The sequence below is a fragment of the Rhizobium sp. Leaf341 genome (assembly GCF_001424325.1).
In the GTDB taxonomy this organism is placed as follows: domain Bacteria; phylum Pseudomonadota; class Alphaproteobacteria; order Rhizobiales; family Rhizobiaceae; genus Ferranicluibacter.
Genome location: NZ_LMPE01000003.1, coordinates 1,027,926 through 1,050,303 on the forward strand (window position 1 = coordinate 1,027,926; position 22,378 = coordinate 1,050,303).

General features: G+C 63.4%; 21 protein-coding genes. 6 read left to right on the forward strand and 15 right to left on the reverse strand.

All coding sequences use genetic code 11. From position 1 onward, the window contains the following. Nucleotides 1–7: 7 nt before the first annotated feature. Nucleotides 8–1,000 carry an adenosine kinase gene (locus tag ASG03_RS06455; RefSeq protein ID WP_062692939.1) on the forward strand — a complete coding sequence of 331 codons (993 nt, stop codon included), beginning with the start codon at nt 8–10 and terminating at the stop codon, nt 998–1,000. Nucleotides 1,001–1,006: 6 nt separating this feature from the next. On the opposite strand, the gene ASG03_RS06460 is transcribed toward ASG03_RS06455, so the two are convergent. Beyond that, nucleotides 1,007–1,534, reverse strand: coding sequence for an SH3 domain-containing protein (locus tag ASG03_RS06460; protein ID WP_062472408.1), 528 nt, complete (start codon nt 1,532–1,534; stop codon nt 1,007–1,009). Nucleotides 1,535–1,807: 273 nt separating this feature from the next. Here ASG03_RS06460 and ASG03_RS06465 point away from each other — a divergent pair, with 273 nt between their 5' ends. Continuing rightward, nucleotides 1,808–2,812: a 2-hydroxyacid dehydrogenase gene (locus tag ASG03_RS06465; RefSeq protein ID WP_062600811.1), complete on the forward strand. Its 1,005-nt coding sequence runs from the start codon at nt 1,808–1,810 to the stop codon at nt 2,810–2,812. A gap of 9 nt (nt 2,813–2,821) precedes the next feature. Here ASG03_RS06465 and ASG03_RS06470 read toward each other — a convergent pair whose 3' ends face one another. From ASG03_RS06470 to ASG03_RS06500, 7 genes are all read right to left on the reverse strand, one after another. After that, entirely contained in the window at nt 2,822–3,295 is a 474-nt protein-coding gene (locus ASG03_RS06470; RefSeq protein WP_062692940.1) for a GNAT family N-acetyltransferase, read from the reverse strand. Continuing rightward, nucleotides 3,282–4,070, reverse strand: a complete 789-nt coding sequence (locus ASG03_RS06475) for a molybdopterin-synthase adenylyltransferase MoeB (RefSeq protein ID WP_062692941.1) — start codon at nt 4,068–4,070, stop codon at nt 3,282–3,284. The genes ASG03_RS06470 and ASG03_RS06475 overlap by 14 nt, the downstream gene beginning before the upstream one ends. A gap of 10 nt (nt 4,071–4,080) precedes the next feature. Next, on the reverse strand, nt 4,081–5,205 hold the full coding sequence (recF, locus tag ASG03_RS06480) for a DNA replication/repair protein RecF (RefSeq protein ID WP_062692942.1): 1,125 nt from the start codon (nt 5,203–5,205) through the stop codon (nt 4,081–4,083). Nucleotides 5,206–5,269: 64 nt separating this feature from the next. Continuing rightward, entirely contained in the window at nt 5,270–6,004 is a 735-nt protein-coding gene (locus ASG03_RS06485; protein ID WP_062692943.1) for a glutathione S-transferase, read from the reverse strand. A gap of 168 nt (nt 6,005–6,172) precedes the next feature. Next, nucleotides 6,173–7,300 carry a molecular chaperone DnaJ gene (gene dnaJ / locus ASG03_RS06490; RefSeq protein ID WP_062471441.1) on the reverse strand — a complete coding sequence of 376 codons (1,128 nt, stop codon included), beginning with the start codon at nt 7,298–7,300 and terminating at the stop codon, nt 6,173–6,175. Nucleotides 7,301–7,623: 323 nt separating this feature from the next. Further along, entirely contained in the window at nt 7,624–9,543 is a 1,920-nt protein-coding gene (gene dnaK / locus ASG03_RS06495; protein WP_062471444.1) for a molecular chaperone DnaK, read from the reverse strand. Between the two features lie 230 nt (nt 9,544–9,773). Then, nucleotides 9,774–12,035, reverse strand: a complete 2,262-nt coding sequence (locus tag ASG03_RS06500; RefSeq protein WP_062692944.1) for a transglycosylase domain-containing protein — start codon at nt 12,033–12,035, stop codon at nt 9,774–9,776. 346 nt (nt 12,036–12,381) lie between these two features. On the opposite strand from ASG03_RS06500, the gene ASG03_RS06505 reads away from it, so the two are divergent. Further along, nucleotides 12,382–12,753: a hypothetical protein gene (locus tag ASG03_RS06505; protein WP_156381740.1), complete on the forward strand. Its 372-nt coding sequence runs from the start codon at nt 12,382–12,384 to the stop codon at nt 12,751–12,753. 39 nt (nt 12,754–12,792) lie between these two features. Here ASG03_RS06505 and ASG03_RS06510 read toward each other — a convergent pair whose 3' ends face one another. Both ASG03_RS06510 and ASG03_RS06515 read right to left on the reverse strand, forming a co-directional pair. After that, nucleotides 12,793–13,050 (reverse strand): hypothetical protein, encoded by a 258-nt coding sequence (locus ASG03_RS06510; RefSeq protein WP_062692946.1) that lies wholly within the window; start codon nt 13,048–13,050, stop codon nt 12,793–12,795. Between the two features lie 171 nt (nt 13,051–13,221). Further along, nucleotides 13,222–13,947, reverse strand: a complete 726-nt coding sequence (locus ASG03_RS06515) for a Crp/Fnr family transcriptional regulator (RefSeq protein WP_062692947.1) — start codon at nt 13,945–13,947, stop codon at nt 13,222–13,224. A 908-nt stretch (nt 13,948–14,855) separates the two neighbouring features. Here ASG03_RS06515 and ASG03_RS06520 point away from each other — a divergent pair. After that, a complete protein-coding gene (locus ASG03_RS06520; RefSeq protein ID WP_062471464.1) occupies nt 14,856–15,179 on the forward strand; it encodes a hypothetical protein in 324 nt (107 codons plus the stop codon). A gap of 143 nt (nt 15,180–15,322) precedes the next feature. After that, nucleotides 15,323–15,592 carry a hypothetical protein gene (locus tag ASG03_RS06525; RefSeq protein WP_062471467.1) on the forward strand — a complete coding sequence of 90 codons (270 nt, stop codon included), beginning with the start codon at nt 15,323–15,325 and terminating at the stop codon, nt 15,590–15,592. Between the two features lie 63 nt (nt 15,593–15,655). On the opposite strand, the gene ASG03_RS06530 is transcribed toward ASG03_RS06525, so the two are convergent. The 3 genes from ASG03_RS06530 to ASG03_RS06540 form a co-directional block, all read right to left on the reverse strand. Further along, the gene (locus ASG03_RS06530; protein WP_062471470.1) at nt 15,656–17,188 is read right to left on the reverse strand and encodes a YifB family Mg chelatase-like AAA ATPase; all 1,533 of its coding nucleotides are present in this window, start codon (nt 17,186–17,188) and stop codon (nt 15,656–15,658) included. Nucleotides 17,189–17,379: 191 nt separating this feature from the next. Continuing rightward, nucleotides 17,380–18,339, reverse strand: coding sequence for a glutathione synthase (gene gshB / locus ASG03_RS06535; protein ID WP_062692948.1), 960 nt, complete (start codon nt 18,337–18,339; stop codon nt 17,380–17,382). Between the two features lie 158 nt (nt 18,340–18,497). Further along, the gene (locus tag ASG03_RS06540) at nt 18,498–19,025 is read right to left on the reverse strand and encodes a cupin domain-containing protein (protein ID WP_062471476.1); all 528 of its coding nucleotides are present in this window, start codon (nt 19,023–19,025) and stop codon (nt 18,498–18,500) included. A 322-nt stretch (nt 19,026–19,347) separates the two neighbouring features. Between ASG03_RS06540 and ASG03_RS06545 the strand changes: the two genes are divergently transcribed. Further along, complete coding sequence (locus ASG03_RS06545) at nt 19,348–19,860, forward strand: hypothetical protein (protein ID WP_062692949.1); 513 nt, start codon at nt 19,348–19,350, stop codon at nt 19,858–19,860. 19 nt (nt 19,861–19,879) lie between these two features. On the opposite strand, the gene ASG03_RS06550 is transcribed toward ASG03_RS06545, so the two are convergent. After that, a complete protein-coding gene (locus tag ASG03_RS06550; protein WP_062471482.1) occupies nt 19,880–20,824 on the reverse strand; it encodes a lysylphosphatidylglycerol synthase domain-containing protein in 945 nt (314 codons plus the stop codon). A gap of 138 nt (nt 20,825–20,962) precedes the next feature. Further along, on the reverse strand, nt 20,963–22,357 hold the full coding sequence (locus tag ASG03_RS06555) for a dipeptidase (RefSeq protein ID WP_062692950.1): 1,395 nt from the start codon (nt 22,355–22,357) through the stop codon (nt 20,963–20,965). Nucleotides 22,358–22,378: the final 21 nt, after the last annotated feature.

The window sequence follows — 22,378 nt, forward strand, 5'->3', positions numbered from 1 at the left end:
GGGGTTCATGACCACTTTCGACGTCCTGACGATCGGCAATGCCATCGTTGACATTATCGCACGCTGCGAGGAGCGGTTTCTCACCGACAACGGCATCATCAAGAGTGCGATGAACCTGATCGACGCCGAGCGCGCCGAGTTGCTTTACGCGCGCATGGGGCCCGCGCTCGAAGCCTCGGGTGGCAGTGCCGGCAACACGGCGGCCGGCATTGCGAGCCTCGGTGGCAAGGCCGCCTATTTCGGCAAGATCGCCAACGATCAGCTGGGCGACATCTTTACCCACGACATTCAGGCGCAGGGCGTTCATTTCCTTACCCGGCCGCTCGACAGCTTTCCGCCGACGGCGCGGTCGATGATCTTCGTTACCGAGGACGGCGAGCGCTCGATGAACACCTATCTCGGGGCCTGCGTGGAGCTCGGCCCGGAGGACGTGGAACCCGATGTCGTGGCCAACGCTGCCGTCACCTATTTCGAGGGCTATCTCTGGGATCCCCCCCGCGCCAAGGAGGCCATCCGCGACGCGGCGCGCATCGCGCATGCCAATGGACGCGAGGTCTCCATGACCCTGTCCGACAGCTTCTGCGTCAACCGTTACCGCGCTGAATTCCTGGAGTTGATGACGAGCGGCACGGTGGATATCGTGTTCGCCAATCGGGCCGAAGCGCTGGCGCTGTACGAAACGGAGGATTTCTCCGAAGCTCTGACCCGGCTCTCGCGCGATTGCCGGCTTGCGGCCGTCACGATGAGCGAGGAAGGCTCCATCATCGTACGGGGTGACGAGCGCATCAAGGTCGAAGCGACCAAGGTCGCGCGGGTCGTCGATACGACGGGGGCGGGCGATCTCTACGCGGCGGGCTTCCTTTTCGGTTACACCGCCGGCAAGCCGCTCGACATCTGCGGGAAGCTCGGGAGCCTTGCCGCCGGCATCGTGATCGAGCAGGTCGGTCCCCGCCCGATGGTCTCGCTGAAGGACGCTGCGATCAAAGCGGGCCTTCTCTGATCTCGATTATTTGAAGGCTTCACCGGGATAGGCGCCCCAGATTTCGGTCTGGACGATCCAGCCCTCCGCCCCTTGCGCTTCGGCCTTGCACCACTCGCCGGTGCATTCGCCGATGTGCAGCATCACGCCCGGCTCGACACGGGCGACGACGGTCGCGCCCGATTGCGGCTCGCGGCGCATGTTGACGAGCACGCCCTGACCCTTGCCGCGCATCCACGGGGCTGCCAGGGCGGTCCGGGCACCCGAAAGGAGTGCCTGGTTGACCCAGCCTTCCGTTCCGTCCGCATCGCGCACGCGGCGCCAGTTGTCGTACTCCTGGATGATTTCGACCGGCACGCCAGGTTTGAGGTAGCGCCAGGAAACCGCGTAGTCGACACTGGGGCCGACGCGCAGGTTGACGCTCTTCGACTTCAGGCTGACGAAACGTGGCAGCGGCAGGCCGCTTGCACCCTTGGCCGCCTGCGCCCATGCGGGCGCGGCAACGCCGGAGATGGCGAGGGGTAGGAGGGTGGAGGCTGCAAGAACGGCAGCCATCAGGCCGCGCCTGGCGACCCGCTGCCCGATCAAGCCGAGATGGAACTGGCGCATGGCAATATCCGTTTTGTGAAACCGGGTCGAACATGAACAGCATCCGGCCTTCACGGGCTTCGATGTCTCCGGTCGTCCCGGCGGCATCGAGAGGCTGGCTGTGTTGGTCTTCCGGTGCGTCTCTGCTAGATAACGCTCTGACGATACGATCCATCATCTTGGTTAAGAAGCCGTCAACGCGGCGCACCGTCTGACATGGGTCCGGGGAGAGATTTGACGATGACGCAGAGACAGAAGCCGAAGGTCTTTATCACCCGCAAGCTGCCGGACATCGTCGAGACCCGCATGCGCGAACTTTTCGATGCAACCCTCAACATCGACGACACCCCGCGCAGCCACGACGAGCTCGCCTTGGCCGTCGCACAGGCCGACGTGCTGGTGCCCACCGTCACAGACCGGATCGACGCAGCCCTGATCGAAAAGGCCGGACCGAAGCTCAAGCTGATTGCGAGCTTTTCCAACGGCGTCGACAACATCGACGTCGATGCCGCTGCGCGCCGCGGCATCACGGTGACGAACACGCCGGCGGTTCTGACGGAAGACACGGCGGACATGACGCTTGCCCTCATTCTGGCTGTTCCGCGGCGGCTGACGGAGGGCGCCGCCATCCTTGCCGACCGGCGCCACGACTGGGCCGGCTGGTCGCCCAACTGGATGCTCGGACGGCGGATTTCCGGCAAGCGGATCGGTATCGTCGGCATGGGCCGGATCGGCACCGCCGTCGCCCGCCGGGCCAAAGCCTTCGGCCTCTCGATCCACTACCACAACCGGCATCGCGTCAGCGCGGAGACCGAGGCGTCGCTGGAAGCGACATATTGGGACAGCCTCGACCAGATGCTGGCCCGTGTCGACTTCGTGTCGGTCAATTGCCCCTCGACGCCGGCGACCTATCACCTTCTTTCCGCACGGCGGCTACAGCTGATGCAGCCGACGAGCTATCTCGTCAACACGGCACGTGGCGGCATCGTGGACGAGACCGCGCTCATCAAATGCCTGCGGGAGGGCCGCATCGCTGGCGCCGGTCTCGACGTCTACGAGAACGAACCGGCCGTCAATCCGAAGCTCGTCAAGCTGGCTTCCGAAGGCAAGGTGGTTCTTCTGCCGCATATGGGATCGGCAACCATCGAAAGTCGGGTCGACATGGGCGAGAAGGTCATCATCAACATCCGCGCCTTCTTCGATGGACACCGTCCGCCCGACCGCGTTCTGCCCGGCCGCAACTGAGAGCGACAATCAGACGCGTTTCTGCATCTCGATGAAGGTCGTGCAATCGAATCCCGGATGGCGGCCTTCCCGTGTCACCACAAATCCCATGGCCGAGAAGGCGCAATGATTGCCCGTGAGTTCGATGCGGGTTTCCAGGCGCAGACGGGAAAATCCTCGATGGGTCGCGATCGCGGCCGCGGTTTCTACCAGGGATCGCCCGAGCCCATTTCCTTGCAGGTCGGGACGCACAGCCAGCTTGCCGATATAGAGCGTTTCCGGCGGTTCCGGTCGACAGAAGACGCAGCCGACCAAGCTGCCGTCATCGGCATAGGCAAGGTGGACGATTTCCCGCCTGGCTTTCTCGCGCAGTGTCTCCGGCGTCAGATCGAGCGCGGAGGATGGCGGATCGATGCGCGAGGCCATGCCGGCAAATGCCGTGAGGATCAGATCGTGCAGGTCAGCCCAATCCTTGAAGTCCGGGGCACACTCAACGATCCGCATGCCGGCGCCGGTAGCGGATCGTGTCGAAACGGGCGGCCAGCGCGTCATAGAGCAGCAGGCGGCCGACAAGAGGGTCTCCGGCACCCGTGAGGAGCTTCACCACCTCCATGGCCTGCAGCGTGCCGATGACGCCGGTCAGAGCGCCGACAATGCCGGCTTCGGCACAGGACGGCACGGTGCCCGGCGGCGGCGGTTCGGGAAAGAGATCGCGATAGCGCGGCGCCTCGCGGCCGGTCGCGTCGAGGGTCCAGGGCATGAGAACGGTCAGAGACCCGTCGAACCGGCCGACGGCGCCGGTCACGAGCGGGACCTTTAGCGTTTCTGCCGCCTCTGCCACGAGGTAACGGGTGTCGAAATTGTCGGAGCCATCAACCACGACGTCATAGCCGACAAGGGTCTCGGACGCCGTGTCCGGGGTCAGCCGGAACGGCAGCGGACGAACGGTCACATGCGGGTTCAGCCGCGCGACCGTATCGCGGGCGCTGTCCGTTTTGCTCATGCCGACCGTCGACGTCTGGTGAATGACCTGACGCTGGAGATTGGAGAGCGACACCCGGTCGTCATCGACGATGCCGAGCGTACCGACGCCGGCCGCCGCAAGATAGAGGATGACCGGTGCCCCGAGACCGCCGGCGCCGACCACCAGCACGCGGGCCGCCTTCAGCGCCTGCTGGCCCTGTCCGCCGATTTCCGGCAGGAGGATGTGACGCGAATAGCGTTCGATCTCCTGAGATGACAGGCTTGGCGCCGTGGATGATGTCGGTTCATCGCTCATGCAGCGACCCTCACTCGAAAACCTGGCTGTTGGCAACCGTCAGGAACTGGGCGCGATCGCCGAGTGCCGAAAACATGGTGCGGTCGGTGCCGGTCATGAAAGCCTGCCCCCCGAGATCATCGACGATGTCGAACAGGGCCGCCCGGCGGCCGGCATCCAGATGGGCTGCGATTTCGTCGAGCAGCAGCACCGGGGCATGCCCGGTAAGGTCCGCCACGAGACGGGCATGGGCCAGAACCAGACCGACGAGCAGAGCCTTCTGCTCGCCCGTCGAGCAGCGCTCGGCTTCGATGTTCTTGGCCCGATGGCGGATGAGAAGGTCGCTGCGGTGCGGGCCTTCCAGCGTACGGCCCGCGGCCCCGTCACGCCAGCGGCCGGTGCGCAATCGCTCCAGATAGTCTTCTTCCAGATCGAAGGCCGGGCGGTCCCATGCGCCGTCGAGAAAGCCGGAGAGGGCGAGATCCGCCTTCGGAAAGGAGCCGTCGTCCGGACTGCGATCGATGAGGGCGGCGAGAAGGCCGAGCATCTCGTTGCGCGCAAGCGCCATGGCGATACCGAGCTCGGCCAGCTGGCGCTCCAGCCCGGTCAGCCAGACGGGGTCGGCGCCGGGTTCCGACAACAGCTTGTTGCGGCTGCGCATCGCCCGCTCGAAGTCGGCTGCCCGTCGGCCATGATCCGGGTCAAGCGACAGGACCAGCCGATCAAGGAAGCGACGGCGGTCGCCGGAGGGTCCGGTGAAAAGCCCATCCATGGCGGGGGTCAGCCAGAGGACACGCAGATGATCGAGAAGTTCGTCGATCGCCTTGGCGTTGGTGCCGTTGAGGCGCAGACGGCGCGCTTGGCCGTCCTCCGTTCCGAAGGTTCCGGTACCGATCTCGACATCGCCCTGCATGCCCTCGACTTCGGCGAAGATCGAGAAGCCGGCGCCGGCGCCCACGCGCGGGACATCGGCATAGGCGGCACGCCGTAGTCCCCGCCCCGGCGACAGGAACGACACGGCTTCCATCAGATTGGTCTTGCCCGCGCCGTTCTCGCCGGTGAGCACGACATGGCGCGCGTCGAGATCCAGCGATAAGGCCGCATAATTGCGGAAATCGCCGAGCTTCAGACGGGACAGGGAGACTTTTTGCGGCATGTCGTCCGGCTCTAGGCTTTCCGGGGATGCCTGACAAGTATCCTGAACCGCAGGCGGGGCGCTTTCAATCCTCGCCGCCCGCCCCGACGCCATCGAGCTCGGGATAATGCCGGAAGACGCCGTTCTCATTGAAGGGAATGCGACGATCCGAGGCGAGGTAGGCGGTGATGCGCGGCAGGCGCGCAATTTCGTGGCGAAGAGCATCGAGATGCGGCCACCGGTCGCCATAGGCCGTCATGGCTTGCGGAAAGGCGTAATGCAGACCTTCGAGCAGATGATGGAGCGACAGATCGCCATAGGTCAGCGCCGGTCCGACGATGTGCTTCGGCCCGTCCGGGTTGGCCGTGAGAACACGTTCGAAATAGTCGAGATACTTGGGGATGCGCGCCTTGCGGAAATCGGCGGCGCGGCGCGCGGCCTCCGGCTTCTGGTCCTCGTAGTAGAGACTGGTCGCCACGGGGTGATGGGTGTCGTGCGCCTCGGCGACCATATCGGCGATCGTCATCTGCAGGCCGTTGAGGCGATGCCGATCGCCTTCGGCTTCCGGAGCCAGGCCGAGGCGACGGCCGAGATAGAAGAGGATATTCGCCGTCTGGGAGACGATCAGGTTGCCGTCCTTCAGGAAAGGCGGCGCGAACGGCGCGGCCGCGCTGTCGGCTTCCATGATGTCCAGCATCGTGTCCGTCCCGTCTCGGCTCCGGGCAATGTCCACATAGTCTGCGCCTGCTTGTTCCAGCGCCAGTCGCACGAACTCCCCGCGGCCAGGAAGGCCCTCCCAGTAGTAAAGCGCATAGGTCACGGCGGCATCCTCTCGTCCTGTCTTATCCCGTTCAGACCGAGAAGATGGGGCAGCGGGTGGCAAGGGCAATAAGGGTGTTGAGAGCAATGAGCGTCGCGGAAACGAAAAGGCCGGAGCCCATGGCATCCGGCCTCATCGGTCAGGATCGAGCATGCCGACGGCGCGCGGTCAGCCCTCGAAGAACTCCTTCATCCGGGCAAAGAAACCGGCAGATTCGGGATTGTTGTCCTTCGACGAGATCTCTGCGAACTCCTCAAGCAGTTCGCGCTGGCGCTTGGTCAGCTTCTGCGGCGTCTCGATGCCGATCTGGATGTAGAGGTCGCCGACCTGCGTCGAGCGCAGCACCGGCATGCCCTTCCCCTTGAGACGGAACTGCTTGCCCGCCTGCGTGCCCTCGGGAACAGTGACGCGCGACTTGGTGCCGTCGAGCGTCTGCACGTCGAACTTGCCGCCAAGCGCCGCCGTCGTCATCGATATCGGCACGCTGCAGTAAAGGTCTGCGCCGTCACGCTGGTAGAACTCGTGCGGTTTGACCGACAGGAAGATGTAGAGGTCGCCCGAAGGGCCGCCGCGAAGGCCAGCCTCGCCCTCGCCCGACAGGCGGATACGAGTGCCGTCCTCGATCCCGGCAGGGATGTTGACCGACAGCGAGCGCTCTTCCGTCACGCGACCCTGGCCATGACACTTGGTGCAGGGGTCCGGAATGATGGTACCACGGCCCTGGCAGGTCGGGCAGGTCCGCTCGATGGAAAAGAAACCCTGGGCGGCACGCACACGGCCGGAGCCCTGGCAGGTGCCGCAGGTCGTCGGTTTCGTGCCGGGCTTCGCACCCGAGCCGGAACAGACGTCGCAGGTGATGGAGGTGGGAACCCGGATCTGCGCGGTCTTTCCGGCATAGGCTTCCTCGAGCGTGATCTCCATGTTGTAGCGGAGATCGGCGCCGCGCTCGCGGCCACCCGACGAGCGTTGGCGCTGGCGTCCGCCGCCCATCATCTCCCCGAAGATGTCCTCGAAGATATCGGAGAAGCCGGCCGCACCGCCGCCCATGCCTCCGCCGCCGCCCATTCCGCCCTGCTCGAACGCAGCGTGGCCGTAGCGGTCATAGGCCGCGCGCTTCTGGGGATCCTTCAGCGTCTCATAGGCCTGATTGATGTCCTTGAAGGTCTTTTCCGCTTCCGCATCGCCCGGATTCTTGTCCGGGTGGTATTTCATCGCCAGCTTGCGGAAGGCGCTTTTCAGCTCCTTCTCGTCGGCTGTCTTTGCAACACCGAGTGTTTCGTAAAGATCACGTTTCATGTGGTCGCGCGTATCCCGTTGAACCGCGGCGACAGGACCGGACGTCGGTCGTCGCCAGATTTCATTGAGCCAAAGTTCGGTCAGCCAAGTTTGATCAGCCAGAGGTCGTTCGGCCAGGTGCCGTATCGCCGAATGCCGTTGATAAGGATTTAGGAAATCCCGGCGGCCGATACCATAGCGAATCTATGCCAACGCCGGCTTTTTCGACGAAATGAAGGCAGAATCAGCGCCTGCGTATTCTTTCGACACTTATGAAAAAGGCCCGGAACATGTGCTCCGGGCCCTGTTTCGTGCGTCATCGCATAGCGCGAGGCCCTGATGTCTTAGGCCGACTTCTTGCGACCGTCTTCGTCGCTGACGTCTTCGTAGTCGGCATCGACGATGTTGTCGCGAGCGGCATCCGCTGCGGCATCGGCATTGGCCGCTTCGGTCTGCTGCGACTCGTACATGGCTTGGCCCAACTTCATGGATGCTTCCAGCAGCGTCTGGGTCTTCGCCTTGATATCCTCGGCGTCCGGCTCAGAAGCTTCGACCGACGTCTTCAGCGCGGCAATCGCGTCGGAGATGGCGGCACGGTCGGCTTCGGTGACCTTGTCGCCATATTCCTTCAGCGACTTTTCGGACGAATGGATCAGGCTTTCGGCCTGGTTCTTCGCCTCGACGCCATCACGGCGCTTCCGGTCGTTCTCGGCATTGGCCTCGGCATCCTTGACCATCTTCTCGATGTCGGCATCGGACAGACCACCCGATGCCTGGATGCGGATCTGGTGCTCCTTGCCGGTGCCCTTGTCCTTCGCCGAAACGTTGACGATGCCGTTGGCGTCGATATCGAAGGTGACTTCGATCTGCGGAACACCACGCGGTGCCGGCGGAATGCCGACGAGGTCGAACTGGCCGAGCAGCTTGTTGTCGGCTGCCATTTCGCGCTCGCCCTGGCTGACGCGGATGGTCACGGCCGACTGGCTGTCTTCGGCGGTCGAGAAGGTCTGGCTCTTCTTCGTCGGGATCGTCGTATTGCGTTCGATCAGACGGGTGAAAACACCACCGAGCGTTTCGATGCCAAGCGAAAGCGGGGTCACGTCAAGCAGCAACACGTCCTTGACGTCGCCCTGGAGAACGCCGGCCTGGATGGCCGCGCCAAGCGCGACGACTTCATCCGGGTTGACACCCTTGTGCGGCTCCTTGCCGAACAGCTGCTTCACGACTTCCTGCACCTTCGGCATGCGGCTCATGCCGCCGACAAGCACGACTTCGTCGATTTCGGAGGCCGAAACGCCGGCATCTTTCAGCGCTGCCTTGCAGGGCGCGATCGTACGCTGGACGAGATCGTCGACGAGCGCTTCGAACTTTGCGCGCGTCAGCTTCAGCGTCAGGTGCTTCGGGCCGGATGCGTCCGCCGTGATGAAGGGCAGGTTGATTTCCGTCTGCTGCGACGAGGACAGTTCGATCTTGGCCTTTTCGGCAGCTTCCTTGAGGCGCTGCAGAGCCAGCTTGTCGTTCTTCAGGTCGATGCCCTGGTCCTTCTTGAATTCGCCAGCGAGATATTCGACGAGACGCATGTCGAAGTCTTCACCGCCGAGGAAGGTGTCGCCGTTGGTCGACTTCACTTCGAAGACGCCGTCGCCGATTTCCAGGACCGAGACGTCGAAGGTGCCGCCGCCGAGATCGTAGACAGCGATCGTCTTGCCCTCGGTCTTGTCGAGGCCATAGGCGAGCGCAGCAGCCGTCGGCTCGTTGATGATGCGCAGCACGTCGAGACCGGCGATGCGGCCGGCATCCTTGGTGGCCTGGCGCTGAGCGTCGTTGAAGTAGGCGGGAACGGTGATGACAGCCTGCGTGACCTTTTCGCCGAGGTAGGATTCGGCGGTTTCCTTCATCTTCTGAAGGATCATGGCCGAGACCTGCGACGGAGACTGGTTCTTGCCGCCGGCTTCCACCCATGCGTCGCCATTGTCGCCCTTGACGATCTTGAACGGCACGAGAGCCTTGTCCTTCGTCACGGTCGGATCTTCATAGCGGCGGCCGATCAGGCGCTTCACGGCGAAGAGGGTGTTTTCCGGGTTGGTCACGGCCTGGCGCTTGGCCGGCTGGCCAACGAGGCGCTCGCCATCATCCGAGAAGGCGACCATGGACGGCGTCGTGCGCGCGCCTTCCGCGTTTTCGATGACCTTCGCGTCCTTGCCGTCCATGACGGCGACGCAGGAGTTGGTCGTTCCCAGATCGATACCGATTACTTTTGCCATGTCGTTCTCTCCTTGCAGCGGACTGTCGGAACCCGGTCAGGCATTCGTGCGACAGTCCCTAGGGATGCTCTTGTCGTGGTGAGCCGCGGCCCGAAAGCCTTGGACGTGCGGCGTATATAAGGACGGGTTTTTTGCTGTGCAAGGCGTTGCGAGCCCTGAAGGCGGTGAAAAGAAATGCGGAGCCGAAAGAGTTTAGGCCGGATTTCGACCCGCACGTCCCGCCCGCGCCGTCAACCCCCGGTCAGGATGTCGAACAGGGTGGTGCGGCGCGTCGGTGGCGTGGCGCCCGTGGTCTGGCCGACATCGGCCGGCGGCACCAATCCCCCCTCAGCGGCATCCGCCGCGGCATTCTGGGATCCGCCCGGCGATGGCGGCATTTCGGCATCCGCCACGGGAGCATCCGGATAGACGTCCACCGGCTTGTGTCCGAAGGCACCGGAAATGACGTCGCCGATGGTGCGCTGGATCCCGGGATCGTCGAAGGACGGCTGGATGCCTTTCGTTCCGAAGATGGGCGAAGGCGTCAGCCCTGCATGCGCTTCCGCCATATAGGTTGCCCAGGCCTTGGCCGGCAGGCCACCGCCCGTCACCTTTTTCATGGAGGTGCCGTCATCGTTGCCGAACCAGACGCCCGTCGTCAGATTGTTGGTGAAGCCCACGAACAGGGCATCGCGGAAGGACTGCGTGGTGCCGGACTTGCCGGCGACCTGCCAGCCCTTGAGCCTGGCGTTCTTGCCCGTGCCGTGCTCCACCACGCCCACCATCATCTGGTTCATTTCCGAAACGATCTCGGGGTCGAGCACACGTGGCGGATTGTCATAGGTATTCTGGTAGAGAACCTTGCCATCCGTCGTCAGAACCCGCTTGACGATATGCGGCGTCGCCTTGAAGCCGCCGTTCATGAAAGGCGCATAGGCGGAGGTAAGCTCGAGCAGACTGACCTCGGACGTGCCGAGCGCGATCGAGGCGTTGGCCTGCAATTCCGATTCGATACCCAGCCGATGAGCGAGCTTTGCCACCTGGGGCGGTCCCACTTCCATGACCAGCTGCGCTGCGATGGTGTTCAGCGAGTTGGCGAGGGCATCGGCCAGCGACACCTCCCCGCGATACTTCTGGTCGTAATTCTCCGGCGTCCACTTGCCGATCCGCACGGGCGCATCGTTGCGGATGGACATGGGTGTGCGGCCGATCTCCATGGCCGCGGCATAGACGAAGGGCTTGAAAGCCGAACCGGGCTGGCGCTTGGCCTTGACCGCTCGGTCGAACTGGCTGTCGGCATAGTCGCGCCCGCCGACCAGAGCGCGGATGGCGCCGGTCGCATCCACCGAAACGAGCGCCGCCTGCGAGGCACGCGACTTCGTTCCGCTTTCCTTGAGGATCGCCGACAGCGTCTTCTCGGCTTTCTTTTCAAGATCGAGATCGAGCGTAGTTTCCACGACCAGATCCTGCTTGACCGTGCCGACAAGGCCCGGAAGCTGGTCCATGACGAGATCGGCGGCATAATATTGTGCACCGGACCAAAAGCTCTTCGCCTTGGTCGGCGGCTGCGACATCGCGGTCTTTACCTCGTCGTCGGTGATCAGCCCCTCTTCCCGCATGGCGCCCAGCACCACCTGGGCACGCTGTTCGGCAGCCTTCGGATCACGCGCCGGCGACAGGCGCGAGGGCGCCTTCAGGAGGCCCGCAAGCAAGGCAGCTTCGCCAAGATTGACGTCGCGGGCGGACTTGTTGAAGTAGCGCTGCGACGCGGCCTCAACACCATAGGCATTAGAACCGAAGAAGACGCGGTTCAGATACATCGCAAGGATCTGGTCCTTGGAGTATTTCTGTTCCAGCCACAAGGCGAGCAGCACTTCCTGCACCTTGCGCTCCAGCGTGCGCTCCGGCGAGAGAAACAGGTTCTTGGCCAGCTGCTGCGTCAGCGTCGAGCCGCCCTGCACCATGCGCCCGGTGGTGACATTGGTGAAGACGGCGCGGGCGAGACCCAGGGGATCGACGCCAAAATGCGAATAGAACCGCCGGTCCTCGATGGCCATGACAGCCTGGGGAATGAAAGGCGACATGTCTTCGAGCGCGATGGCCTCGCCTCCGGTCGCGCCGCGATTGGCAAGCGTGTCGCCGTCGACCGCAAGGATCTTCACATTCGGCGGCCGTTCCGGGATGCTCCAGCTCGTCGCGTTCGGCATGCGCGAGCCGTAATAAAGCACGAGACCGCCAATGCCCATGGCGCCCCAGATGCCGGCGACGATGCACCAGTAGACGAGCGACCGGACGACGCCAAAGAAACCACCCCCGCTGTTTCGGCGCCCGCCACGCCCCTTGAGCGATCGGCGCGGCGCCTTGCCGCTCTTCGCCTTGGAACGTGTCGACGCCGACGTCTTGGTGGAAGGCCGTCCGCTCACGCGGTCGCTCGCATCGACGCGAAGACCGTCGTCGTCTCCGCTCGAAAAGGACGGGTCGATGCGGGGACGTGAACGAGATTTGCCTGCCATACCGGGATGTGACCGCTCCGTGTGTGCGCCGAGGAAAGAACGACCGGCGAGCCGCCCGAGCCGTCGCAGGGTGCGGTGAACTGTAAATGCGGCGATTTAAGGGGGCGTTAACGACCTTGCCCCCTTGAGGAAAGCCGTCCGGCCACGAGTGTTCGATGGGCAGACAGGTGCCCGCCCGGGGTTGTCGGATAGGCCGAAACAGACGGTCATCACTCTCAAGACGCGCTGTCCACGATACCATGCGCGAAACGGCGCGTCCCGCACACGGACTGCGAACTAAAGCGGCCGAGGCGGGTTGGGCCTGTCAGATCCAACAGAGGGCAGTCCGTGTCGGACTGAACGTTCCGTGACGATACGGTCGGCCAGACGTTTCCAGATCCTTGTGGTCGGCGCGCCGCAAGCAGCCGACATCCTGCCCGTCCGGATCGCCTGGCACCTCGCCGGAGCCGATCTTCTCGGCCCTGTCGATGTCGGCGGAGCCCGTATGGACGATTGTCTTCGGTTGGACGGCGTGCTCATCGTTCTCGATGCGGAGGCCGGCCCGACGCAACGCCTTGCCGACAGGCTGGACGACGCCCACGTACCGTTCCTGTTCCTCCTGCCGGATGGACTTCGCGATCCTGCAACGCCAGGCTTCTGCCTGTCGGCCGATCAGGACGAAATCCTGGAGATCATCGACCGGCTTTCCCGCCAGAATGACGGCATGGCGCGTCACTGAAAGGCATGACGATTCGCTCGGCGTCACGACCCTTTCCTCTTATCCGAGCTCGCGATCGAAGGCGCAGCGATCGAGCACGAGGCCGCGCATGATGTGCAAGGCCCGAAGACGATAGTCGGCATCGGTCTGCGCATCCGATCCAGGATCCATCAACCCTACTGTCTTCGAGACGAGGTCTCGGACGTCGTCCGGAGAGCGGTAGAATCGTCGCGCCATCCGCTCGACCCAAAGGGTCGCGGTGTCCGGTTCGGGAACGAAGGCGTCTGCGGCCTGCGTTTCCAGGCGTGTGCTCGTCATATCAGGTGCCTTCCGAGAACGTTGTCTCAGGAATTACACCTGCGGAGGGAAGTTCCCCGTCCGTGCGGAGCGTACGAAAGCGCACAGGCAGGCTCGAACTGTCGGAAACGCCGATGTCTGGTGCGTGCCGAGACGGACAAGACGCCGGCTTTCGCGGAAAGCGACCGTACCCTAGCGCCGTGACGAGACGGTGCGGCCGATCAGACGGTCATATTCCTTCTCCGGCTCGCCATACGAGGCGCCGGCGATATCCTCGAGACGTTTGCGATCGAGGATCCGGATATTGCCGCGGGTCGCCTTGATGGCTTTCATGCCTTCGATGACATGCAGCTCATTGGTCACGCCGGAACGCCGCACGCCCAGCATGATCGACAGGAATTCATGGGTCAGCGGAAGATCGTCGCCATGAATACGGTCGTGGCACATCAACAGCCAGCGCGCGAGTCGCTCATGCATGTTGTAGCGCGCATTGGCGAGCGCGGAATGGGCGACCTGGATCTCGCAGCAGTGAATGTAGTTCATCAGCAGCGTGTTGGTGTCGCTGTCCTGAAGGATGTCGAGCATGGCTTCCGAGGGAACGCGGATCCCGGAACCGGGCGCCTGCATGAAAGCCCGATTCGGCGTGCTTTTCACCTTGAGCAGGATATGAGCGCCGGCGAGGCCCTCGGACCCGACATGACCGACCTCGATATCCTCGGCGTCCGTGCTTGTGGCCACCAGCGAGCAAAGGCCACTCTCGAGGAAGGTCACATAAGCTGTGGGAACATGAGGCTCCACGAGAAGGTGCCGCGCGGGAAGATCCACGCGCTCCATCAGCGGCTGAAGCCTTGAAAAAATGTCCGGCGCCATCGTTCGAAGCAGATTGTTGCGGACGCTTTCTCGTTCCAGTGGCGCCATGGTCATTCCTCGCCGGGGAAGAGCCCGGACTCATACCATTGCTCCACACGCTGGTATTTTGAAGCTTATGCGGCAGACTGAACGACTTCGCCACCACGTCACGGACATCTGTACGCTTCTGACATTACGCCGAAGCCGCAGGCATCGCCACGTTACATAACACCACAAAATACATCAGAAAGTATATTCTTAGATATTCATGTAATCCAAGATCGCGTTCATTGCCAGTGCCAAGAAATATTTATGTCCGTCGACGAGAATATTTTCATATGAAAAAAAGACATATCTGAATATCGAAATACAACTCTTTTAAACAGAAGCGACGGGGAACGCCGGGCGTGGCGTATCGCGAGAGCATCGCCTCTCAAGGCGCAGGCAGACCGTTGCAGGCGTCGCGCCGCCTCTCAACGAGCACAACGGGTGTCCGAGACGCCTCCGGCGATGCGGCGCTTACAACCTGCGCTTCGAAAAATTGAAGTGCATATGCAGCGTAACGAATATTTGCGGCAACGCGCGATATGGCCGGGAACGGGCTGCTCCTGCTGCGTGCAAATTGGAACGAAACGCGGAATCACGCGTTTGTTACATGTCAAACAAAGGAACCCGTCATGAACAATATCATCTACATCGTCGGACTGGTCGTCGTCGTTCTCGCCGTCCTGTCATTTTTCGGGCTGCGTTGAGCCGATTCGACCGATCGCCTAGCCATAAAGCCCCGCCCGTCGGGGCTTTATGACGTTTGGCGGCTGCGTCGAAGCTCGCGAGTCGCATGCTCGCGGCATCCGCGTCCCGCCCTCTCCTCCTTCCGACGTGCCGCCTGAGCACAAGGATTTTTCGTCGAACCGGTTTCGGTCTTCGGGCTTTTGCCATAGGGTTTTGCCAGAGAGCCGCCGGACGCGGCACCGACCATGGTAGACACGCGTGACATCAACGATCCTTCCCGTCAGCATCTCGCCCGGCCTGCACCCGTGAAAACGCAGGAAGATCTCGCGATCGCCGTTCGCCGCATGCAACAGCAATATGAAAAAGGCCGCATTGACCGCGATATCCTGCGCGGCTGGGTGCTGGGGCTATCCTCCTACCCGCCACCGCATGGCGCAGCCGTCGATGCGTTGAAGGCCTGGTTCGGGCTGCGGACCGTCGAGATCACGCCGGATGTTCGGGAACGCGATATCACATTGCTTGCGGCCGTCGCGGATCTGCCGGTCGCCACACGCCGCAGCGGCCCATGACGGTGAGATTTTCGCGTGGCAGATGTAGAGCACCGAGTCCGAGCGACATCACCGAACGCACCACCGACAGCACCGGCAGACGCAGACGGGTAGCTCGCAATAGGACGTCCGGATGACCACACGATGAAGAGGAGCAAGAACCCATGTCGAACGACAATGAGCCGGAAATGGAATATTCGGAGCTTTCCGGCGAATTTACCGAAGACGGCGTGACTGTCCTGGTCGACATTTCGCGTCCGGCCGGCACGAATCTCGACTGGCGGATGCTGGTGCTCACGCAGGAGGAGGACGTGACGGAGTGGGAAGACCCATTCCCGACCGATCGCGAAGCCTTTGACGAGTTCCTGGCAACCGTGGCGCGGGAAGGTATCCGCTCGTTCTTCGGGGACGAAGAACCGCCGACCCTTCAATAGACCAAGGCCCGCTGTTCCTCTCGGCGTTAAGCGCCAACACCAAGGCACAACGATGCACGTGTCTCACGCCGCACTGGTCATGCGGTCTCCCGTCACGCGATACGAAATGGCCTCCGCAAGATGGATGCGCCCGACCCTCGCAGCGCCGTCGAGATCGGCAAGCGTACGGGCCACTTTCAAGACGCGATGATAGGCACGAGCGGAAAAGGCCATTCGTTCGGCCGCATCCCGCAGAAGCTGCAGCCCGGCCGCGTCGGGTTCGGCCATCCGCTCGATCATCGCCGTCGTGCAGCGCGCATTGGATGTGATACGGGGCATGCCGTAATCGATAAAACGCTCGATCTGGATCGCTCTGGCACGGGCGACGCGCGCCGCAACCACGGCACTGGTTTCGGCCGGTGCCGGACGGAGCAGGTCGGCCGCCGACACGGCCGGCACGGAAATGCGAATGTCGATCCTGTCCATCAGCGGACCGGAAATGCGCGCCTGGTAGTCGCTGGCGCAGCGCGGACCGCGGGCGCAGCTGTGCCCCGGCTCGCCGGCCATGCCGCAGCGGCACGGATTCATCGCCGCCACCAGCTGGATGGCGGCGGGATAGCTGATCCGATGATTGGCCCGGGCGATGATGCATTCGGCCGTTTCGAGCGGCTGGCGCAGGGCATCCAGCGCCTGCGGCGTAAACTCCGGAAATTCGTCCAGAAACAGCACGCCGTGATGGGCAAGCGAGGCCTCGCCCGGCCGTGCGCGCAGGCCGCCGCCGACGAGCGCTGCCATGGTGGCGGAATGGTGCGGCGTGCGGAAGGGACGACGATCCGAAAGCTTGCCGCCCGGCAGTTGTCCGGCGATCGAATGGATCATCGAGACTTCCAGGAGCTCCCCGGGTGACAGCGGCGGCAGGATCGATGGAAGACGCGCCGCCAGCATCGACTTGCCCGAACCGGGTGGGCCGACCATCAGCAGATTGTGGTTGCCGGCCGCAGCCACTTCGAGGGCGCGCTTGGCGCTTTCCTGACCCTTGATATCGGCGAGATCCGGCATGTTCGCGGGTATCGCGCGGATAGCGGGCTCCGGGCGGGTCAGCACCTGCGTGCCACGGAAGTGATTGGCAAGCGCGATGAGGCTGCGGGGCGCGAGAATGTCGATCTCAGCCCCGGCCCAGGCCGCCTCCGCGCCGCTGTCGGCCGGGCAGATCAGCCCCTTGCCGATCGCATTCGCCCCGATCGCTGCGGGCAGCGCGCCGGCGACCGCCGCGATCGTGCCGTCAAGGTTGAGCTCGCCGATGACGACGTAGTCCGTCAACGCGTCCGGCGGGATTGCGCCCAATGCCGCCATGAGCCCGAGCGCGATCGGCAGGTCGAAATGGCTGCCTTCCTTCGGCAGGTCGGCCGGCGCCAGATTGATGGTCACGCGTTTCGGCGGCAGGGAAAGGCCCGAGGCATGCAGGGCGGCGTGCACGCGTTCCCGGCTTTCGGCCACGGCCTTGTCCGGCAGTCCGACGATCTGCACGCCGACCTTGCCGGGCGCGACCATCACCTGCACGTCGACGGGAACGCCCTCAATCCCTTGGAACGCTACCGTGCTGACCCGTGCCACCATGCCTCGTTCCTCCAATCGATATGTTTATGAGATATGTCTCACATTACACGTCGATTGGAATAAAACAAGAACATCTGCCGAACAGCCGCAACTCGACACGTATAGGAGGTTGAAACCCTTACAACCCGGGTCACAAAACACAGGTTCGCCCGTTCACGGACCACCCAGCATGACGCCCGGAACGGCGCGGCTCAGGCGCGTTTGCGTTCGATCGCATCCCACAAAAGGCCTGCAATGTCGGCACCGCCGAACGTGCTGACCTCGCGGATGCCGGTCGGCGACGTGACGTTGATCTCCGTCATGACACCGCCGATGACGTCGATGCCGACGAGCAGGAAGCCGCGGTCGCGCAATGCCGGGCCGATGCGGGCGCAGATTTCCTTCTCGCGTGCCGTCAGCTCGGTCGGCTCGGGCTTACCCCCAGCATGCATGTTGGAGCGCGCATCGTGCTCTGCCGGGACACGGTTGATGGCGCCGACGGGCTCGCCATCGACGAGAAGAATGCGCTTGTCGCCCTTGCGCACAGCCGGGAGATATTCCTGGGCAATGAAGGGTTCGCGGAACATCTGCCCGAACATTTCGAGCAGCGACGACATGTTGCGGTCGTCGCGGGTGGCGTGGAAGACGCCGGCGCCGCCATTGCCGTAAAGCGGCTTCAGGATGATATCGCCCATTTCCTCGCGGAACTTGGCGATCTCGGCCGGATCGCGGGTTATCAGTGTCTTCGGCATCAGGTCCGGGAATTCGGTGACGAAGATCTTTTCCGGCGAGTTTCGCACCCAGGCGGGATCGTTCACCACCAATGTCTTCGGATGGATGCGCTCGAGGAGATGCGTCGAGGTGATGTAGGCCATATCGAACGGCGGATCCTGGCGCAGCAGCACCACGTCCATGGTGGACAGATCCAGCCGTTCCGGTTCGCCGAGCGTGAAGTGGTCGCCCTTCACGTCACGCAGGATCATCGGTTGCGCCGTGGCGTAGACCTGCCCATCACGCAAGGACAGCCGATCCGGCGTATAGTGAAACAGCCGGTAGCCGCGGTTCTGGGCCTCCAGGCTCATCGCAAAGGTCGAGTCGCCCGCGATATTGATGGTGGAGACGTGGTCCATCTGAACCGCGACGTTTCGGAGTGCCGTCCTGGTGAATGCCATAGTCTTCCCCTGTCACCGATCCGCCGCATGTCCGGCGGGCCTCATGACGTAGGATGCCGGCGGGCCAAAGGCAACCGGCAGGAGCCCCCGAAAGTCGCGGTCTTCTCCGTGCGACCAGGCGCGCCGGCAGAATGCGCTCGGCTTTCCGGCCGCTCCGATCAGGCCGCGAGCGCAGGCTTCGGCGCCTCCCCGCGCAGCAGGTCGCGCAGGCGATAGGCCAGCACCACAGGCTCGGGGAACGGCTTGCGGCAGAAAGCGATCTTGCGCACATAGGTGTCGATGCGCCAGTTTGCCCAGGTGCCGCCGTTGAAGAATCCGATATCGCCTGCGCGCAGGGTCTGTTCGGTGCCGTCCTCGGCCGTCACATGCACCTCGCCTTCGAGAATGACGACCGTCTCGTCCCAGCCGAAATACCAATTGAACTCGCCGGCCGTGCAGTCCCACATGGCGGTGACGGCAGCGTCGTCATGGCTGCGGGAGTGCTCGGCAAGCCGTGCGACGGGTGTACCGGAAACAATCCAGGCCGGATCGATGGGGGCGGGCAGCATCGGCAGGTCGATGGCCGGGGAGGCGATCATGGGCCGCCTGCCACGGGCGACCGGGCGCACGGCGCCAGACTTCGGAAAGAGCGGCGTCGCTCGCATCGCAACCGTCATGAACTCTGCAAAAAGCATTTTCAGCGCCATATCGCCCCCCTGGCAAACCGTGATGGGCCGAGACTAGCGAGAAGGCGCAAAAACAGCGTTGCAGAGATTGCTTGCATTTAAGCGATTGCCGCATTTGCATCCGGCTCACCGAGCGGTCGCAGATTCGCCGCATGTCGCAGGTCTCTTCGCTTTCCGGAAGGCGGATGGTCGTTCCCTGCAAACAATCCGCCGCCTTGCGCTTTACAGCAAACGTGTGTGCATCATGTAGAGGGCAGCGCTGGCATTCGACCCGTTACAGGCACCCACATCCGGCACCTGCGCGCACTGCCATCACCACGCCACCCCATTACGAGGACCGACCATGCTTCATCAGACCCGCTCTTGCGCTATTTTCCTCGTCGCAGGGAGCCTCCTCGCCGGCGCCGTTGCCGCGCCGGCTGTCGCTCTCGCGCAGGATGCGCCCTATGTCGACGACCGCTCGGATGGCGCCAAGCTTGTCCAGTCGCTCTACAATGCGATCGAACGGAAAGAATATGCGCGCGCCTATGCCTATTTCGGCGACAAGCCGCCGGCGGGAGATTATGCGAGCTTCGTTGAGGGCTATAAAAAGACGGTCGATGTCGAGGTGAAGACCGGCGTAGTCACGCAGGAAGGGGCTGCGGGCAGCCTGTATGCGCCGGTGCCCGTCGCCGTGCGCTCCGTCGACAAGGACGGCAGGGAGCGCATCTTTGCCGGATGCTATGTGACGCGCATCGTCAATGCCGCCATCCAGGAGCCGCCTTTCACGCCCTTGCACATCGAGAGCGCGGAACTCGAAGAGGTGAAAACACCGTTTGCCGAGGCCGTGCCGAAGGTCTGCCACGCACCGTCGTGACAGACCGAATCCCCTCCGATCAGGGCTCTACGCGGCGCCGCTCCAGAAACTGGCGGCGCTCGAACAGGACGACCACCACGAGTGCCATCACAAACGGAATGACCAGGTAGAACAGCCGGAAGATGACGAGGGCGGCCAGAACCGATGCCGGATCGACCTCCGGCAGCGCCGCGATGAAGATCAGCTCGAACACGCCGATGCCGCCGGGTGCATGGCTGAGCAGCGCTGCAGAGAACGATGCGAGAAAGACGCCGAGAACCACCATATAGCCGGGATTGCCCATCGCCGGCAGGGCGAAATAGATGATCGCCGCCGCGCCGATCAGCTCGACCGGGGCGATCAGCAGCTGGCGAACAGCGAGCGTCGGCCGCGGATATTCCAGCCGGAACCATTTTGTGTTGATGGGACGGAAGCCGATCAGACTCCCCAGGATATAGAGCGAGATCAGCGCAAGAATGAACAACGCCGTCGAAATCGAAGCTTCGATCGGGATGACGTCGGAAAAGCGATCGACGATCTCCGGCTCGATCAGCAGCACGATGGCCGACAGGGTCAGCGTGCCCAGCACGAAGGTCAGCGAACAGAAGGCGACGAGAATGCCGGTTTCGCTGACGCTCAGCCCCTTGGATCCGTAGGCCCGGTATCGCACGACGGCGCCCGAGAACACCGATGCACCGATGGTGTGCGACAGGGCATAGGCGGTAAACGAGCAGATGGTGATGAAGATCAGCGACAGGCGCCGCCCGAGATGCTCGAGCGCCAGATGGTCGTAGGCGGCGAGCGCCGCGTAGGCGACCAGCGTGGCGCCCGCCGACAGAAGCCAGCTGCGCAGCGGCACCGCCTCGAAGCGGGTCAGCACGTCCGCAAGCGAAAGCCCCCGCAGCTCGTGATAGAGGCCGTAAAGCGAGAACAGGATCGCTGCGAGCCCGACAGCCGGCCAGATCAAAGCACGGATCGTCTTCATGCAGGTCTTTTTCGGTCCGGCGGAAGCAGTCTCGATGTCATATGGGTCATGAGACCATCGCCACCCGGCCGGGTCAAGGGCGTCCCGGCCGGCAGCTCCTCACAATCTTGAGAGATTTCAATGTCTCAGCATGCGTGTTCAGCGTGCTGCGGCCAGCGCGTCGAGAATGCGGACCCAGGAGCGAATGCCCTTGTGGAAGGACTGCAGGTCGTATTTCTCGTTGGGCGAATGGATGCGGTCGTCCGACAGGCCAAAACCGACCAGGAGCGATTCCATGCCCAGCATCTTCTGGAAATCGCCGACGATCGGAATGGAGCCACCCATGCCGATAATCACGGCCGCCTTCGGCCACTCTTCCGACAGGGCTGCTTTCGCCGTGTTGAGAAGGGGCGAATCATAGGGCAGCTGGATAGCGGGCGAGCCGCCGTGTTCGTGAAATTCGACCGAGCAGTCCGCCGGGATGCGAGCCCGGACAAAATCGCGGAACGCCGTGCGAATGGCGGCCGGATCCTGCTGGCCGACGAGGCGGAAGGAAATCTTGGCCGATGCCTTGGAGGCGATCACGGTCTTGAAGCCTTCGCCGGTATAGCCGCCGGTGATGCCGTTGACCTCGGCCGTCGGACGCGCCCAGGTGAGTTCGAGGACCGAGCGGCCCTGTTCGCCGGCGGGAATGGCGAGACCGATTTCGCCCAGCATCTTCTCCGCCGTCTGGCCGAGCGTTTCCCATGCGGCCTTGATCTGCGTCGGGGTTTCCTCGACACCGTCATAGAAGCCGTCAAGCGTCACGCGGCCGGTTTCGTCGTGCAGCCCGGCAAGGATACGCGACAGGATGTGGATCGGGTTGGCAGCCGCTCCGCCGAACTGGCCGGAATGCAGGTCGCGATCGGCCGCCGTTACCACGACTTCCTCGCCGACGAGCCCACGCAGGCCGGCCGAAATCGCTGGTGTCTCACGATCCCACATGCCGGTATCGCAGACCAGCGCATAGTCGGCCGTCAACTCCTCGGCATGGGCAGTGAGGAACGGCTTCAAGGACGGCGAGCCGGATTCCTCCTCGCCTTCGAACAGGATCGTGATCCGGCACGGCAGGCTGCCCTGCGTTTCCTTGTAGGCCCGGCAGGCCTCGACGAAGGTCATCAGCTGGCCCTTGTCGTCGGAGGTGCCGCGACCGGTGATGACCTTGCGGCCGGGCGACAGCTCGCGCACGGCGGGCGTGAACGGATCGGTGTCCCAGAGCGACAGCGGATCGACCGGCTGCACGTCGTAATGGCCGTAGAACAGAACATGCGGCGCGTCGGCGGCGGCGCCGTCCTGGTGCGCAACGACCATGGGATGGCCGGGCGTATCGCGCACGGAGGCTGTGAAACCAAGGCTCTGAAGGTCGGCGACCAGCCATTCCGCCGCCTTGCGGCAAGCGTCCTTGTAGGCTGGATCGGTGGAAATGGAGGGGATGCGCACGAGGTCGAAGAGCCGCTCCAGGCTGGCGTCGAGATTGGTGTCCGCCTTGGCAAGAACGCCGGTGATATCGGTCATTGGCACTGCTCCTTGATGTCG

What these genes read in the sequence shown, in the direction of transcription:
- ASG03_RS06455 (WP_062692939.1), top strand. Translation starts at nt 8, where the DNA reads ATGACCACTTTCGACGTCCTGACGATCGGCAATGCCATCGTTGACATT.
- ASG03_RS06460 (WP_062472408.1), bottom strand. Translation starts at nt 1,534, where the DNA reads ATGGCTGCCGTTCTTGCAGCCTCCACCCTCCTACCCCTCGCCATCTCC.
- ASG03_RS06465 (WP_062600811.1), top strand. Translation starts at nt 1,808, where the DNA reads ATGACGCAGAGACAGAAGCCGAAGGTCTTTATCACCCGCAAGCTGCCG.
- ASG03_RS06470 (WP_062692940.1), bottom strand. Translation starts at nt 3,295, where the DNA reads ATGCGGATCGTTGAGTGTGCCCCGGACTTCAAGGATTGGGCTGACCTG.
- ASG03_RS06475 (WP_062692941.1), bottom strand. Translation starts at nt 4,070, where the DNA reads ATGAGCGATGAACCGACATCATCCACGGCGCCAAGCCTGTCATCTCAG.
- recF (WP_062692942.1), bottom strand. Translation starts at nt 5,205, where the DNA reads ATGCCGCAAAAAGTCTCCCTGTCCCGTCTGAAGCTCGGCGATTTCCGC.
- dnaJ (WP_062471441.1), bottom strand. Translation starts at nt 7,300, where the DNA reads ATGAAACGTGATCTTTACGAAACACTCGGTGTTGCAAAGACAGCCGAC.
- dnaK (WP_062471444.1), bottom strand. Translation starts at nt 9,543, where the DNA reads ATGGCAAAAGTAATCGGTATCGATCTGGGAACGACCAACTCCTGCGTC.
- ASG03_RS06500 (WP_062692944.1), bottom strand. Translation starts at nt 12,035, where the DNA reads ATGGCAGGCAAATCTCGTTCACGTCCCCGCATCGACCCGTCCTTTTCG.
- ASG03_RS06510 (WP_062692946.1), bottom strand. Translation starts at nt 13,050, where the DNA reads ATGACGAGCACACGCCTGGAAACGCAGGCCGCAGACGCCTTCGTTCCC.
- ASG03_RS06515 (WP_062692947.1), bottom strand. Translation starts at nt 13,947, where the DNA reads ATGGCGCCACTGGAACGAGAAAGCGTCCGCAACAATCTGCTTCGAACG.
- ASG03_RS06520 (WP_062471464.1), top strand. Translation starts at nt 14,856, where the DNA reads ATGGTAGACACGCGTGACATCAACGATCCTTCCCGTCAGCATCTCGCC.
- ASG03_RS06525 (WP_062471467.1), top strand. Translation starts at nt 15,323, where the DNA reads ATGTCGAACGACAATGAGCCGGAAATGGAATATTCGGAGCTTTCCGGC.
- ASG03_RS06530 (WP_062471470.1), bottom strand. Translation starts at nt 17,188, where the DNA reads ATGGTGGCACGGGTCAGCACGGTAGCGTTCCAAGGGATTGAGGGCGTT.
- gshB (WP_062692948.1), bottom strand. Translation starts at nt 18,339, where the DNA reads ATGGCATTCACCAGGACGGCACTCCGAAACGTCGCGGTTCAGATGGAC.
- ASG03_RS06540 (WP_062471476.1), bottom strand. Translation starts at nt 19,025, where the DNA reads ATGGCGCTGAAAATGCTTTTTGCAGAGTTCATGACGGTTGCGATGCGA.
- ASG03_RS06545 (WP_062692949.1), top strand. Translation starts at nt 19,348, where the DNA reads ATGCTTCATCAGACCCGCTCTTGCGCTATTTTCCTCGTCGCAGGGAGC.
- ASG03_RS06550 (WP_062471482.1), bottom strand. Translation starts at nt 20,824, where the DNA reads ATGAAGACGATCCGTGCTTTGATCTGGCCGGCTGTCGGGCTCGCAGCG.
- ASG03_RS06555 (WP_062692950.1), bottom strand. Translation starts at nt 22,357, where the DNA reads ATGACCGATATCACCGGCGTTCTTGCCAAGGCGGACACCAATCTCGAC.